Genomic DNA, 12,676 nt, shown 5'->3' on the forward strand with positions numbered 1-12,676 from the left:
GACAAATTCTCGGGTGGCGTCAGTCCGCGGCGCGCTGCAGCGCGTTGCCGGCGGCATGGACGTCCTCGCCGAAGCCTCGGACGGTATTGCAGCCGGCCAGGCCGACGCCCAGCCCCGCGAGCGCCAGCGCGGCGACCAGCCGCGCGATGAGCTTCGATGCCGTCACGCGTTACCCCAGCTGGCGAATGTCGACGAAGTGACCTTCGATCGCCGCGGCCGCCGCCATCGCGGGGCTCACGAGGTGCGTGCGACCGCCCGCGCCCTGCCGGCCTTCGAAGTTGCGGTTCGACGTCGACGCGCAGCGCTCGCCCGGATCGAGCCGGTCGGCGTTCATCGCGAGGCACATCGAGCAGCCCGGCTCGCGCCATTCGAAGCCCGCATCGGTGAACACCTTGTCGAGCCCTTCGCGCTCTGCCTGCGCCTTCACGAGGCCCGAGCCCGGCACGACCATCGCGAGCCGCACGTTCGGGGCGACGCGGCGGTTCAGCTTCTTCACGACGTACGCGGCCGCGCGGATGTCCTCGATCCGTGCGTTCGTGCACGAGCCGATGAAGATCTTGTCGACCTTGATCGATTCGATCGGCGTGTTCGGCTCGAGCGCCATGTAGGCCAGCGCACGCTCCATCGCGTCGCGCTTGACCGGATCCTTTTCGCGCTCGGGATCGGGCACGCGACCGTCGATCGACGTGACCATTTCCGGCGACGTGCCCCACGTGACCTGCGGGACGATCTCGGCCGCATTCAGCTCGACCACGCGGTCGAACTGCGCGCCTTCGTCCGACTTGAACTGGCGCCAGTATTCGACGGCCTGATCCCATTCCGCGCCGGTCGGCACGAACGGACGGCCCTTCAGGTAATCGATCGTCGTATCGTCGACGGCGACCATGCCCGCGCGCGCGCCGGCCTCGATCGCCATGTTGCAGACGGTCATGCGGCCTTCCATCGTCAGCGCGCGAATGGTCGAGCCGCCGAATTCGATCGCATAGCCCGTGCCGCCCGCGGTGCCGATCTTGCCGATGATCGCGAGCACGATGTCCTTCGCGGTACAGCCGCGCGGCAGCGCACCCTCGACCTTCACGAGCATGTTCTTGCTCTTCTTCTGCAGGAGCGTTTGCGTCGCGAGCACGTGCTCGACTTCCGACGTGCCGATGCCGTGCGCGAGCGCGCCGAACGCGCCGTGCGTCGACGTATGCGAATCGCCGCACACGATCGTCATGCCCGGCAGCGTCGCGCCCTGCTCCGGCCCGATGATGTGGACGATGCCCTGGCGCACGTCGTTCATCTTGAACTGCGTGATGCCGAAGGCGTCGCAGTTCGCGTCGAGCGTGTCGACCTGCAGCTTCGAGACGGGATCGGCGATGCCGTGGCTGCGGTCCGTCGTCGGCACGTTGTGGTCCGACACGGCCAGGTTCGCGCTGATGCGCCACACCGGGCGCTGCGCGATCTTCAGCCCTTCGAATGCCTGCGGGCTCGTGACTTCATGCAGCAGTTGACGGTCGATGTAGAGCAGGGTCGTGCCGTCTTCCTCGGTGTGGACCACGTGGGTGTTCCACAGTTTGTCGTAGAGAGTCTGTGCCATGGGTATGCGGGGTCGTTGTGACTACAAGCCTTGCGGATGCGGTCGATTATGCCACGCGCAACGCGCCACGGCGCAGGCCGGACGCGAAAAAACCCATTAAAAACAGTGGTTTGGCTGGTAGTGCCAATACCTGTATCGGCATTACCAGCCAAAACGGGGCACGCACGAGCCGGCGCGCGGCGAGCGCGCGTGCGGCGCCCGTATCCGTGCCCTCGCCTAGCCGTTCGGATATTCGCGATTGATCAGATCGAGCCGCAGCATCGCGAGCTGCATGCCGGCATTGCTCATCAGGTAAAGATCGCGCCGCCGCATCGCCGCCTGCTGCGCCGATGCGTCGTAGACGCCCGGCAGCGACAGTCCCGCCGGCACCGCCGCCTGCATCCCCGCCGCGTTCGATACGCGCACGGCAATCGACGCCTGATCGCGATGGGTGACCACGCCGACCTTGCCGAGCGCCGCGGCCGACCCCGCCCGCCTGACGATCGCGGCGGCCACGCCATCGGGCGTCGGTATCGGGCTGCCCGCGACCGCGGCGGGCGTCGCGATCGACGTCACGCCGGCCGTCAGTCCGTACTTCGACGCGAGCACGCTCGCGACTTCCTGCTGCGCGAAGATCGGCGCCGCGACTTTCTGCCGAAGCTGGAACACGGCATCGGCGATCGCCTCGTTCACGGGCCCCGGCACCGGCGCGGCGGCCGATGCCCCGGCGCGATTCCCGAAGGCGAACGCGACGATCGTGTCGATCGCGGTGGCGTCGACGGTCGGCGGCGTCCACGAGAAAAACGTGTCGAGCAGGTAACCGGTTTCGTCGGCGGCGGTCGCGCGATCGTTCAGTTCGTCGGTCAGCTTGCCGAGCATCTGGCGCTGCAGTTCCGCATCGGAAACGGGGGCGTCGCTCGCGAAAGCGGGTGCGGCGGCGGCACACGATGCGGCGAGCAATGAGGTAGAGGCCAGGAAATGGCGGCGGTTCGTCATGGTCACGGGATTCGAATGAAAAACAACGGGGAGCATCAGCCCTTCGGGAAAGCCTGCATCGTCGCGGTCATCGCGTGCGTCAGCATCTGCGCATACATGTCGTGTACGAGATAGAGGCTGCGGTTGCGCGTCCACGGCTGGCCCGACTGCGGGTCGTACGTCGTCGGCAGCGGCACCTCGGCAACCGCCGCCGCCTGCATGCCCGCCTGCTGCGAGGTCTGGATGCAGCGCTTCGCATGATCGCGATGGCCGACCACCGCGACCGTGCCCATCGCCGCCGCACCGCCCGCGCGCGATACGGCCACGGCCGCGACACCCGAGGTGCTCAGGTACACGATCGAACCGTCGCTCGCGATCACCGGCTCGATCGACGACAGCACGTCGGCGCCCAGCCCGTATTTCGATACGAGAAAGCGCGCGATTTCCCACTGCGCGTAGACCTTGACGGGTTTCAACTGGCGGATGCGGTACACGGCGTCCGCGAGCGCTTCGTTCACCGGCCCCGGATCGGGCAGCGCCGACTGGTTGCCGCCGGTGCTCGATGTATTGCCGCTCGCCGCGTTAGGACGATTGCCGAAGCTGTACGCGACGATCACGCCGATCCGTGCGGCCGGCACCGTCGGCAGCGCCCACGTGAAGCCGACATCGGTGATCGCCGGCACGATCGCATCGACCGTCGCCGCATCGCCGAGCTGGGCGTTCAGTTTCGCGGACATCTGCGCGGCGAGCGCGCTATCGGTCACGGGTGCCGACGTGACGTCGTCGCCGCCGCATGCGCTCAGCAACGGAGCTGCCGCAACGGCGGGTGCGGCAGCAAGAAATTTTCTTCGTGAAGAAACCGACGCATTCAGATTCATAAGAGACAGGAAACGATGCGAACGACGCCGGCAGCAAGTCGCGGCGTTGCAAATCGCGGGTTCAGGGAAATGACCATCGGGCACGTCGCCCGGCTGGAAAACGGGCGACAGGATCGACGCGCGGAGCGGATCGCGGCACCCCGTCGATCGACGATGCTGGATCGTAGTGGGCGTTTATTAAATGGCGGTGAACCTGTCGATCGAAGGCTGACGATCGTCATGCCGTTTCATCGACGGACGCGTGCGTTTCATCCGTGGCGAGCGAACGCAGCCGCCGTTTCACCGGTGGCAAGCACGCGATGCGCGGGCATCGTCGCGCACGGCACGGCCCTCTCCGGATTTCGCGATACGACGACGCAACGCACGTTCCCACGATCCGATCCGGAGCACACGACGATGGCGTTCGGGCTGAACGAATCGCTTGCTCGGCTCGATGAAGAAGGCACGCGGTGCACGACGCCGTTTCGGCACGGCACGCGCGACGTCGAGCGATACCGGCCGCGCATCGAGGACGAGCAGAAGCCGCATCCGCGCGGCGAGGTCGACGTGATCGCCGCCGGCACGTCGTGCTTCGTCGTCGACGGACGCGCATGCGACGTCGTGATCGGCGACGCGCTGTTCGTGCCCGCGCACGCCGAGCATCGCTTCACCGGCTTCTCCGACGATTTCTCGACATGGGTGTTCTTCTACGGCCCCGAAGGCGGCGAACGCGGCGCGTGACGCACGACGCGCACGGCACTTTTCCGGCGATCTCCTAGACTGTCTATTCGCAGCGGGCGCCGCATGGCCGCCCCACCGTCAAGCAGCCGGCAGCATCCGGTGCAACGAACAGGAGAACAGCATGCGATACGAACTCTATTACTGGCCCGAGATCCAGGGACGCGGCGAATACGTGCGGCTCGCGCTCGAGGCGGCCGAAGCCGACTATGTCGACGTCGCGCGCGAATCGGGGCGCGGCATGGGCGTGTCGGCGATGATGCGCATGATGGACAGCACGAAAGCGGAATGCGTGCCGTTCGCGCCGCCGTTCCTGAAGGCGGGCGACGTGGTCGTCGGGCAGACCGCGAACATCCTGCTGTTTCTCGGCACGCGGCTCGGGCTCGCGCCCGACGACGAAGCCGGCCGGCTGTGGGTCCACCAGATCCAGCTGACCGCCGCCGATTTCATCACCGAGATCCACGACACGCACCATCCGATCGGCAGCGGCCTGTACTACGAGGACCAGAAAGCGGAAGCGGCCGAGCGCGCGGCCGATTTCCTCGAGAACCGGCTGCCGAAATTCCTCGGCTACTTCGATCGCGTGCTCGAACAGAATCCGCACAAGAACGGCTATATCGCGGGTAACGCGCTCAGCTATGCGGATCTGACGATGTTCCAGTTGATCGAGGGCCTGCGCTATGCGTTTCCGAAAGCGATGAAGCGCGCGGAGCGCAAGATCGCGGCGCTCGTCGCGCTGCACGATCGCGTCGCGCAGCACCCGCCCGTCGCGCGCTACCTGGAATCGGAGCGCCGCATTCCGTTCAACGACATGGGGATCTTCCGGCACTATCCCGAGCTCGACAAGTAACGGCCCCGCGGGCGCGCAGCGCGCCGTCTACGCGGCGACCGGCGTCTCGTGCAGGTGGCGCCATACGATCACGCCGTCCGCTTCGCGCCGGAACAACGCCGTCGAGCGGCGCACCGTGCGCCGCCCTTCCATGTCGGTCTGCGTCTCGCGATAGCCGATCACCGCGCCGTCGGACCACACCGCAAGGGCGCGCAATTCGTCGATGCCGATCACGAGCCCGGGCCGCGCACCGTGCCCGCGTGAAAACAGCGCATCGACGCCCGCGTAATCGAGCACCGTGCCGGACGTCGTGATCATCGAAAATCCCGGCGAAAAGCGCGCCATCAGCATCGCGAGCCGCCCGGGCTCCGAGCGGCCCGACAGCCAGCGTTCGATATCGACGTGCGTGTCGACGACTTCATTGAAAAACGGATTCGGCAGATTCATGGGGTTCTCAGGTTCTCAGGTTCTCAGGTTCTCAGGTTCTTGGGTTCTTGGGTTCTTGGGTTCTTGGGTTCTTGGGTTCTTGGGTTCTTGGGTTCTTGGGTTCTTGGGTTCTCGGGTTCTCGGGTTCTCGGGTTCTCGGGTTCTCGGGTTCTCGGGTTCTCGGGTTCTCGGGTTCTCAGGGGCGGGATGAAACAGCTTGCACGGCCGGCGTGCGATGCGCGGGAAGCCGCACGACGCAGCCGAGCGGCAGCAACGTCAGCAGCACCGCCAGCCCGAAGCACCAGCGGTACGGGGCCGGCGACGGCGGGCCTGCATCGAGCGCCAGCAACGCATTCAGCGCACTGCCGAGCACGGCCACGCCGACACAAAAGCTCAATTGGCGGTTGATGTTCCAGAGCGCGCTCGCATCGCCCATCCGATCGGGCGACACATCGGCGAATGCCGCGCTTTGCGACGCGCTCGTGCACAGGCTGGCGCCGAATCCCATCGCGACGAACGCCGCGACGCGCATGGCTTCGACGCGCGCCCACGGCGTCGCGAGCAACGCGATGCCGACACAATCGATCGCGATTCCGCACGCGAACAATGGCTTCGCGCCATGGCGCGGAAAACAGCGGCGTGTCGTCGCGATCGCGAAGAAAGCCGCGATCGCCCACGGCAGCATCAGCGCGCCGACATGCGCGGCGCTCAATGCGAGGGCGTTCTGCAGATACAGCGACGCGACGAGATTGACGCCGGTAAAGACGCCCGGCACGCAGAGATAAACCACCACGCCGGCCCGCAACCACGGTTGCGCGAGCAGACGCAGGTCGAGCAGCGGGGAGGTCGCACGGCGCGCGTGTCGCACATAACCGATGCCGGCTGCCGCCGCGGCCGCCAGCATCGCGCACGGAAATGCCGTTCCGCCGGGCTGCCCCGCCGCGGTAAGCCCCAGCAGCAGCGCGACCAGCGCCGCCGCGCTCAGGCCGAGCCCGCGCCAGTCGAGCCGCGGAGGCCGCTCGCGTGCGCCGTCGCGCGGCAGCCATGCCAGCGCGAGCGCCCCGGTCGCAGCCGCAATCGGCACCATGGCGAAGAAGATCGCACGCCACGATCCGCGATCGACGATCGCGCCGCCGATCGCGGGCGACAATGCCGGCACGAGCAATGCGACCATCATCACGATCGACGTGAGGCGCGCGTGTGCGTGCGGCGGATACGCGCGATAGGCGATCGTCTGGCCGACCGGAATCAGCAGCCCGCCGCCCAGCCCCTGGACCAGCCGCCACACGAGCAGCGCGTCGATCGACGGCGCCGCACCGACGCCCGCGCAGCCGACCCCGAACAGCAGCAACGATGCGCCGAACACGCGCCGCTCGCCGCCGCGACGCGCCAACCACGTGCCGAACGGAATCACGACGGTCAGCCCGAGCACGTACATGTTGCCGACCCACGCAAGCTGCGCGACCGATGCGTGCAGCTCGCGCTGCAGCGCCGGATATGCGGCGTTCAGCATGAACATGTTCGCGAGATCGATCGCGAATCCGAGCAGATAGACGGCGGCGATTCTGGAGCGGTCTGGCATGGCGGCGGCCGGGGCATCACGAAACGCCGCAGTGTAGAGGCCGGCGACCGGGCCGGTAAGCGGCCGGATTCGACCGGTCCGGTCGAAAAATTTTGACAATCGGATCATGTGCGGCCACGCTGCAATGCTCGACGCATCGCACGCGACCGCACATTCGGGTACCCTTCGGGCGATTCCATGCACCGACAGGACCGTGCCCCGACCATGGTGAGCCTCGATCGTTTCGTCGTCTTCCGCGCCGTGGTCGAGGCGGGCTCGTTCACGGCCGCCGCGATCACGCTGAACCAGGCACGCGCGGCCGTCAGCTTCAACATCAAGCAGCTCGAAGCCGAGCTGGGCGTGACGCTGCTCACGCGCACCACGCGGCGCGTCGAGCTGACCGATGCCGGCGAGCGGTTCTACCGGCGCTGCCTGCGCGTGCTCGACGAAGCCGAAGGCGCGATCGACGAGGTGCGCGGCGAACATGGCGGGATGGAGGGCATCCTGCGCGTGACGTCGACGGTCGAATATGCGGCACGCATCCTCGCACCGGTGCTGCATGCATTTACCGCGCGGCATCCGGCGTTGCGCGTCCGGCTCGAAACGCATACGTCACAGGCGGACCTCGTGCGCGACCGCTTCGACGTCGCGATCCGGCTCGGCCGCCACAAGCACTTTCGCGAGCTGCCGTATCGCGGCGTCTGCCTCGGCACGTACGACGTGCTGCCCGTGATGGCGCCCGACCTGCCGGCACGCGCCGGCGTTCCGCAACCGGCGTCGCCGGACGCTTTGGCGCGCCTGCCGCAGCTCGGCCACAGCCGGCTCGAACGAATCGCGGAATGGACGCTCACCGATCGCGCGGGCAACGAACATGCGTTCCGGCCGCACGCGAAACCGCGCATCGTCGTCGACAACGCGTCGGTGCTGTGCGAACTGGCGCGCCAGGGCAGCGGCGTCGCGCTGCTGCCCGAATGGCTCGTGCGCGACGATCTCGCAAGCGGTGCGCTGGTCGACGCGCTGCCCGCATACCGCTTTCCGCGGCAAAACGTCTACGCGTTGTACGTCGCGGCGCGGCACGTGCCGCAGAAAGTGCGCGCGTGGGTGGATTTCATGAAGGCGCAGTTGCAGCAGACGCGCTGAACGCGCGGGGCGCGCGGGGCGGCGCGACACGTTTCAACGGCAGCCGGCCATCCGATTCGGCCGGCTCCATCGCCGCGCCACGCAGCGGGCGATCAGTGCGGCTGCCCATGCTGCACGGCCGCCGCGTCGACGGCCTCGACCGAGCGCGTGAGCCACGGCCCGATGTCCATCTCCTCGTAGCGCACGAGCCGGCTCTTGCGCGCGCGGCGATACGCCCACCAGATCGCGACGAACAGCGGAATCCACACATAGATCGACACCACCTCCATCCAGTCGATGCGCGCCGCGAAGAACGCCTGGTAATCCTGACCGAGCGAAATCACGATGCAGACCGCGATCGCGAACAGCGGCCCGAACGGAAACCACTTCGCGCGATACGGCAGTCGATCGAGCCGATAGCCCTGCTTCAGGAAGCCCTTGCGAAACCGGTAATGGCAGACCGCTATGCCGAGCCACGCGATGAAGCCGGTGATGCCGACCGTATTCAGCAGCCACAGATAGATGCGCTGGTTGTTGGTCAACGACGTGAGGAAACACAGCCCGCCGACGGCCATCGTCGCGTACAGCGCGTTGCGCGGCACGCCGCCCGGCGACAGCGTCGCGAACATGGCCGGCGCGCGCCCTTCCGATGCGAGGTTGTACAGCATCCGCGTCGCCGCGTAGGTACCGGAATTGCCGGCCGACAGCACGGCCGTCAGGATCACCAGATTCATCGCGCCGGCGGCGAGCGGGAACCCCGCGTGGCTGAACACCAGCGTAAACGGGCTCACGCCGATGTCGGTCACGTCGCTCTTCAGCAGGTTCGGATCGGTGTACGGTACGAGCAGGCCGATCACGAAGATCGCGAGCACGTAGAACAGCATGATCCGCCAGAAGATCTGCTTCACCGCGCGCGGAATCGTCGTGCGCGGGTTTTCCGATTCGCCGGCCGTGATGCCGACCAGCTCGGTGCCGAGGAACGAAAAACCCGCGATCAGCGCGACGCTCATCATCGCGTGCACGCCGCCGACGAACGGCGCGTCGCCGGTCGTGAAGTTGCGCCAGCCGACCGGATGGCCGGCGCCGGTATGCCCGCTGCCGGTATGCCCGCTACCGAGCACGCCGGCCGCGATCGACAGCCCGGCCGCGATGAACGCGATCACGGTGACGACCTTGATCAGCGAGAACCAGTATTCCGATTCGCCGAAGCCGCGCACCGACAGCGTATTAAGCAGGAAGATCAGCACGAGGAACCCCGCCCCCCACCACACGCCCGGCACCGCCGGAAACCAGTAGCGCATCACGATCTGCGCGGCGACCAGCTCGATCGCGATCGTCACCGCCCAGCTGTACCAGTAAGTCCAGCCGAGCGCGACGCCGAACCCTTCGTCGACGTACTTCTCGCCGTAGATCGCGAACGAGCCCGATACCGGCATCAGCGCGGCCATCTCGCCAAGCCCCGTGACGACGAAGTAGACCATGATCCCGATCGCGAGATACGCGGCGATCGCGCCGCCCGGCCCCGCCTGCGCGACGGACGCGCCTGACGCGACGAACAGCCCCGTGCCGATCGAGCCGCCGATCGCGATCATCGCGATGTGGCGGCCCTGCAGACGGCGTTTCAGCGTCGCCCCGGACGGCTCGGCCGTCTCCGCTGCCGCTTGCATGGCATCCATAGTGTTCATCCTGATGGTGACCCGGTCAACCGATTTGATTTGGAATGCAAATCGATCGACTCGGTCATTCGCGTTGAAAACGGCCCTGCCGGGCCGGTCGCCTCACACGACGCTGCGCTTGATCGCCTGCAGTTCGGCCGTCGTCACGATCTTCTCGATCCGGAATCGCGAGCTTTCCAGCCACGCGTTCGCGATTCGCCGGTATTCGTCGAGATCCTCGCACGCGAGCCGCACGAGAAAATCGAACGTGCCGCTGACGAGCCAGCAATCGAGCACGGCCGGATTCGTGCGCATTTCCTCCTCGAACGGCGCCTGCGAACGTCCGTGGTCAGCCAGTACGATCTGCGCGATCACGACGATCGGCTTGGTCGCGCGCGGCGCGTTGATCACCGCGCGGTACCCTTCGATCACGCCGAGCGCCTCGAGCCGCTCCACGCGCGCCTGGCAGGGGCGCGGCGTGAGATTCACGAGTTCCGACAGCTTGCGGTAGGAAATTCGCCCGTCGGTCCGCAGGATGTCGAGGATCCGGAGATCGATCTTGTCGAGCTGCATCTTCTTGTCGGTCATCCGCGTTCGCTCCGGTCGAGTCGTGGCTCATGCGCGGAACGTCTGCCGTTCCGCGCGGGGCCACATTATCCGGCCGAAGCGGTCGCGCGCCAATCGGCTAGAACCGCAGCGACAGGCAGGTCAGGCCGCCGTCCATCTTGCGGAACTCGCTCGTGTCGATCACGTGCAGCGGCATGCCGAGCGACGCGATCGCGTCATGCACGCGCGGATAACCGGCCGGCGTGATCAGCGTGCCGTTCACGCGCAGCGTGTTGCCGGCATATTCGTCCGCCGCGGAAATCGCGATACGCCGATAGCCGGCGAACGCCGGATGCGCGGCGAGCGCTTCCGTGACGAGCAGTGTGTCGTCGCCGAGCGCGTTGACGACCGATTTCAGGTGCAGGCCGGCGCCGACCGGCACCGCGACGACCGAGTAGCCATGGCGCGACACCAGCGCGTCGAACGCGGCGATGCCTTCCGCGTCGGTGCGGCTCGTCAGGCCGATGAAGAAGCGCTTGCCGACCAGCATCACGTCGCCGCCGTCGAGGCGGCCGGACTGCATCGGCAGCAGGTCGCGATGGGCGGCGAGCGCCGCTTCGATATGAACCGTCTCGCCGCGCCGGGCGGGCGCGCCGGGGCGCGTGATCACCGCGAATTCCGGCGTGACGACGGCGACGTCCTCGACGAAATGCGAATCGGGAAACGCATCCAGCGGCGGCAGTTCGGTCAGCTCGACGCCGAGCCCGCGCAGCGCGTCGCAGTATGCATCGAACTGCATGAGCGTCTTGTCGTAGTCGGGCGCGCCGAGCGCGGCGGTGGTGAGACCCGCGCCGCAGGACGGCGCGGGACGGCGAACGATCGCTTGCGTGAATTGCATCGACTCCTCCATGGTCTGCACCGCATCCGTGCGGCGCACGGGCGGGCGGCGTGGTGTCCGGACCATTATCGGAAGCCAAATTGTGCAATTCGCGTCGATTTCGGCGGCACCGGCAGCCGATTGCGTCGAATTGCGCGCACCACGCAGCGGATTCGGCAGACGGACCGCTCGCCGTGTCGGGCACGGCCGTTTCGCCTGCCGCACGCGCGTTACGCGCCGGGCTCGAATCCCATCTGCGCACGGCCGAGCGCCGTCAACTCGCCCTCCCCCGCGCGCCCGTCGAATTCGACCTCGAAATGATCGGCCGGGAAATCGGGCGGACTGTCGCCACGCAGGAACGCGGAGCGCTGGCGTTGCAGGTACGCATCGTTTTTCGCGCAGCCGGGCGCGGCGGCGATGTACATCACGTTGCTGTCGCCGCTGCCGCGATGCGCATCCTCGACCGCATGCACGACATCGCCGTGCCAGAACACCGCGTCGCCCGGCGCCATGTGCGGGATCGGCACCAGCGCGTCGAGCAGCAGCGCATGCCATTCGGGCCGGATCGACAGCGCGCGGCCGGGACGTGCGCCGCACAGGTCGTCGTCGGCGACGTCGTCCTGCAGCGCACGCAGCACGACATAGGCCATCGCGTTCGCGATCGGGATCAGCTGCAGCGTGCCGTCGCCGGGCCCCTGCGGCGTCAGCGCGGTCCAGCCCTGGAACGTGCGGAACATCGAGCACACGGCCGGCGACGGAATCTCCTCGACGTCGGGACGGAACGCCGCATCGAACGGATCGTAATCGCGCCAGCGGCCGGCCAGCACGTGACGATAGACCTGGCGAAAATTCGCGCCGAGCCAGCGCTCGACGGAGCCGCCGTCGACATGCGGCGACAGCCCAAGCGACGTCGAGCCGGGCGGCCGGCGGCGAATCCGGTCCGCATAGGCGGGCACCTGGTCGGGATCGAAATGCATACGTGCGCCGTCCGCATGCCGCCACAAGCGATTCAGGAACACTCGCGCCTGCGTGAGTGCCGGCGACTGGCGCGCGGCGACCTGCGGCTTCGACCAATAAACGCCGTAGATCTGCGGCTTGCCCGACGCGAGGTTGCCGAAATAGCGGTCTTCCGCGCGCGCGTGCAACCGGTCGGCGAAACGGTTCGCGTCCAGATACGCGCCGATTTCGTCGTTCCAGTCGCGCGCCTGCCGGGCATCGAACACGCCGCGGATCACGACCGCGCCATGCGTGCGAATCGCGGCAATCGCCTGCGGATCCACCTTTCCGTCCGCGATATCCGCGAACGGCACGGCCGGAATCACGTCGCGGCCATGTGCGTGCGCGCGGCGGATCGCGTCGACCTGCCGTGCGATATCGCCTTCCAGCTCGCGGAACGTGGCCGCATAACCGGGCAAATCGGCGCGCAGCGCCCGTTTGGCCGCGCGGATCGCGGCCGGCAGATCGTCAATCGTCAGTTGCATCGTCGTCTCCTCGCTGAAGCGTGTCGTGATGTGCTGTCAGCGTACGGTCGGCGC

13 protein-coding genes are annotated in these 12,676 nt (G+C 67.4%); 3 read left to right on the top strand and 10 right to left on the bottom strand.

Annotated elements, in window-relative coordinates; all coding sequences use genetic code 11:
* Positions 1-19: 19 nt before the first annotated feature.
* The 4 genes from WS61_RS14920 to WS61_RS14935 form a co-directional block, all read right to left on the bottom strand.
* Positions 20-166: an entericidin A/B family lipoprotein gene (locus WS61_RS14920; protein WP_034205173.1), complete on the bottom strand. Its 147-nt coding sequence runs from the start codon at positions 164-166 to the stop codon at positions 20-22.
* A gap of 3 nt (positions 167-169) precedes the next feature.
* Positions 170-1,579: a 3-isopropylmalate dehydratase large subunit gene (gene leuC / locus WS61_RS14925; protein WP_059501151.1), complete on the bottom strand. Its 1,410-nt coding sequence runs from the start codon at positions 1,577-1,579 to the stop codon at positions 170-172.
* Positions 1,580-1,795: 216 nt separating this feature from the next.
* Complete coding sequence (locus WS61_RS14930; protein WP_059501152.1) at positions 1,796-2,554, bottom strand: hypothetical protein; 759 nt, start codon at positions 2,552-2,554, stop codon at positions 1,796-1,798.
* Positions 2,555-2,589: 35 nt separating this feature from the next.
* Positions 2,590-3,411 (bottom strand): hypothetical protein, encoded by an 822-nt coding sequence (locus tag WS61_RS14935; RefSeq protein WP_059501153.1) that lies wholly within the window; start codon positions 3,409-3,411, stop codon positions 2,590-2,592.
* 285 nt (positions 3,412-3,696) lie between these two features.
* Here WS61_RS14935 and WS61_RS14940 point away from each other — a divergent pair, with 285 nt between their 5' ends.
* Together WS61_RS14940 and WS61_RS14945 are read left to right on the top strand one after the other, a co-directional pair.
* Entirely contained in the window at positions 3,697-4,131 is a 435-nt protein-coding gene (locus WS61_RS14940; RefSeq protein ID WP_257127268.1) for a cupin domain-containing protein, read from the top strand.
* Positions 4,132-4,252: 121 nt separating this feature from the next.
* Entirely contained in the window at positions 4,253-4,978 is a 726-nt protein-coding gene (locus WS61_RS14945; RefSeq protein ID WP_059501154.1) for a glutathione S-transferase, read from the top strand.
* A gap of 27 nt (positions 4,979-5,005) precedes the next feature.
* On the opposite strand, the gene WS61_RS14950 is transcribed toward WS61_RS14945, so the two are convergent.
* Positions 5,006-5,404 (bottom strand): hypothetical protein, encoded by a 399-nt coding sequence (locus WS61_RS14950; protein ID WP_059501155.1) that lies wholly within the window; start codon positions 5,402-5,404, stop codon positions 5,006-5,008.
* A gap of 175 nt (positions 5,405-5,579) precedes the next feature.
* Complete coding sequence (locus WS61_RS14955) at positions 5,580-6,965, bottom strand: MFS transporter (RefSeq protein ID WP_059501156.1); 1,386 nt, start codon at positions 6,963-6,965, stop codon at positions 5,580-5,582.
* Positions 6,966-7,169: 204 nt separating this feature from the next.
* On the opposite strand from WS61_RS14955, the gene WS61_RS14960 reads away from it, so the two are divergent.
* Positions 7,170-8,084: a LysR family transcriptional regulator gene (locus WS61_RS14960; protein ID WP_059501157.1), complete on the top strand. Its 915-nt coding sequence runs from the start codon at positions 7,170-7,172 to the stop codon at positions 8,082-8,084.
* Positions 8,085-8,176: 92 nt separating this feature from the next.
* Here WS61_RS14960 and WS61_RS14965 read toward each other — a convergent pair whose 3' ends face one another.
* The 4 genes from WS61_RS14965 to WS61_RS14980 all read right to left on the bottom strand — a co-directional run bounded on the left by WS61_RS14965 (position 8,177) and on the right by WS61_RS14980 (position 12,622).
* The gene (locus tag WS61_RS14965; RefSeq protein ID WP_059501158.1) at positions 8,177-9,739 is read right to left on the bottom strand and encodes an amino acid permease; all 1,563 of its coding nucleotides are present in this window, start codon (positions 9,737-9,739) and stop codon (positions 8,177-8,179) included.
* A 102-nt stretch (positions 9,740-9,841) separates the two neighbouring features.
* On the bottom strand, positions 9,842-10,306 hold the full coding sequence (locus WS61_RS14970) for an Lrp/AsnC family transcriptional regulator (RefSeq protein ID WP_059501159.1): 465 nt from the start codon (positions 10,304-10,306) through the stop codon (positions 9,842-9,844).
* 97 nt (positions 10,307-10,403) lie between these two features.
* Positions 10,404-11,162, bottom strand: a complete 759-nt coding sequence (locus tag WS61_RS14975) for a dimethylarginine dimethylaminohydrolase family protein (protein ID WP_059501371.1) — start codon at positions 11,160-11,162, stop codon at positions 10,404-10,406.
* Positions 11,163-11,371: 209 nt separating this feature from the next.
* Positions 11,372-12,622, bottom strand: a complete 1,251-nt coding sequence (locus WS61_RS14980; protein WP_059501160.1) for a DUF1479 domain-containing protein — start codon at positions 12,620-12,622, stop codon at positions 11,372-11,374.
* Positions 12,623-12,676: the final 54 nt, after the last annotated feature.

The sequence above is a fragment of the Burkholderia sp. ABCPW 11 genome (genome assembly GCF_001523445.1).
In the GTDB taxonomy this organism is placed as follows: Bacteria; Pseudomonadota; Gammaproteobacteria; order Burkholderiales; family Burkholderiaceae; genus Burkholderia.

Bases quoted from the DNA above. Each gene is read 5' to 3' on its own strand.
- WS61_RS14980 (WP_059501160.1), bottom strand. From the start codon at position 12,622: ATGCAACTGACGATTGACGATCTGCCGGCCGCGATCCGCGCGGCCAAA.
- WS61_RS14960 (WP_059501157.1), top strand. From the start codon at position 7,170: ATGGTGAGCCTCGATCGTTTCGTCGTCTTCCGCGCCGTGGTCGAGGCG.
- WS61_RS14955 (WP_059501156.1), bottom strand. From the start codon at position 6,965: ATGCCAGACCGCTCCAGAATCGCCGCCGTCTATCTGCTCGGATTCGCG.
- WS61_RS14970 (WP_059501159.1), bottom strand. From the start codon at position 10,306: ATGACCGACAAGAAGATGCAGCTCGACAAGATCGATCTCCGGATCCTC.
- WS61_RS14945 (WP_059501154.1), top strand. From the start codon at position 4,253: ATGCGATACGAACTCTATTACTGGCCCGAGATCCAGGGACGCGGCGAA.
- WS61_RS14975 (WP_059501371.1), bottom strand. From the start codon at position 11,162: ATGCAATTCACGCAAGCGATCGTTCGCCGTCCCGCGCCGTCCTGCGGC.
- WS61_RS14935 (WP_059501153.1), bottom strand. From the start codon at position 3,411: ATGAATCTGAATGCGTCGGTTTCTTCACGAAGAAAATTTCTTGCTGCC.
- WS61_RS14950 (WP_059501155.1), bottom strand. From the start codon at position 5,404: ATGAATCTGCCGAATCCGTTTTTCAATGAAGTCGTCGACACGCACGTC.
- leuC (WP_059501151.1), bottom strand. From the start codon at position 1,579: ATGGCACAGACTCTCTACGACAAACTGTGGAACACCCACGTGGTCCAC.
- WS61_RS14930 (WP_059501152.1), bottom strand. From the start codon at position 2,554: ATGACGAACCGCCGCCATTTCCTGGCCTCTACCTCATTGCTCGCCGCA.
- WS61_RS14965 (WP_059501158.1), bottom strand. From the start codon at position 9,739: ATGGATGCCATGCAAGCGGCAGCGGAGACGGCCGAGCCGTCCGGGGCG.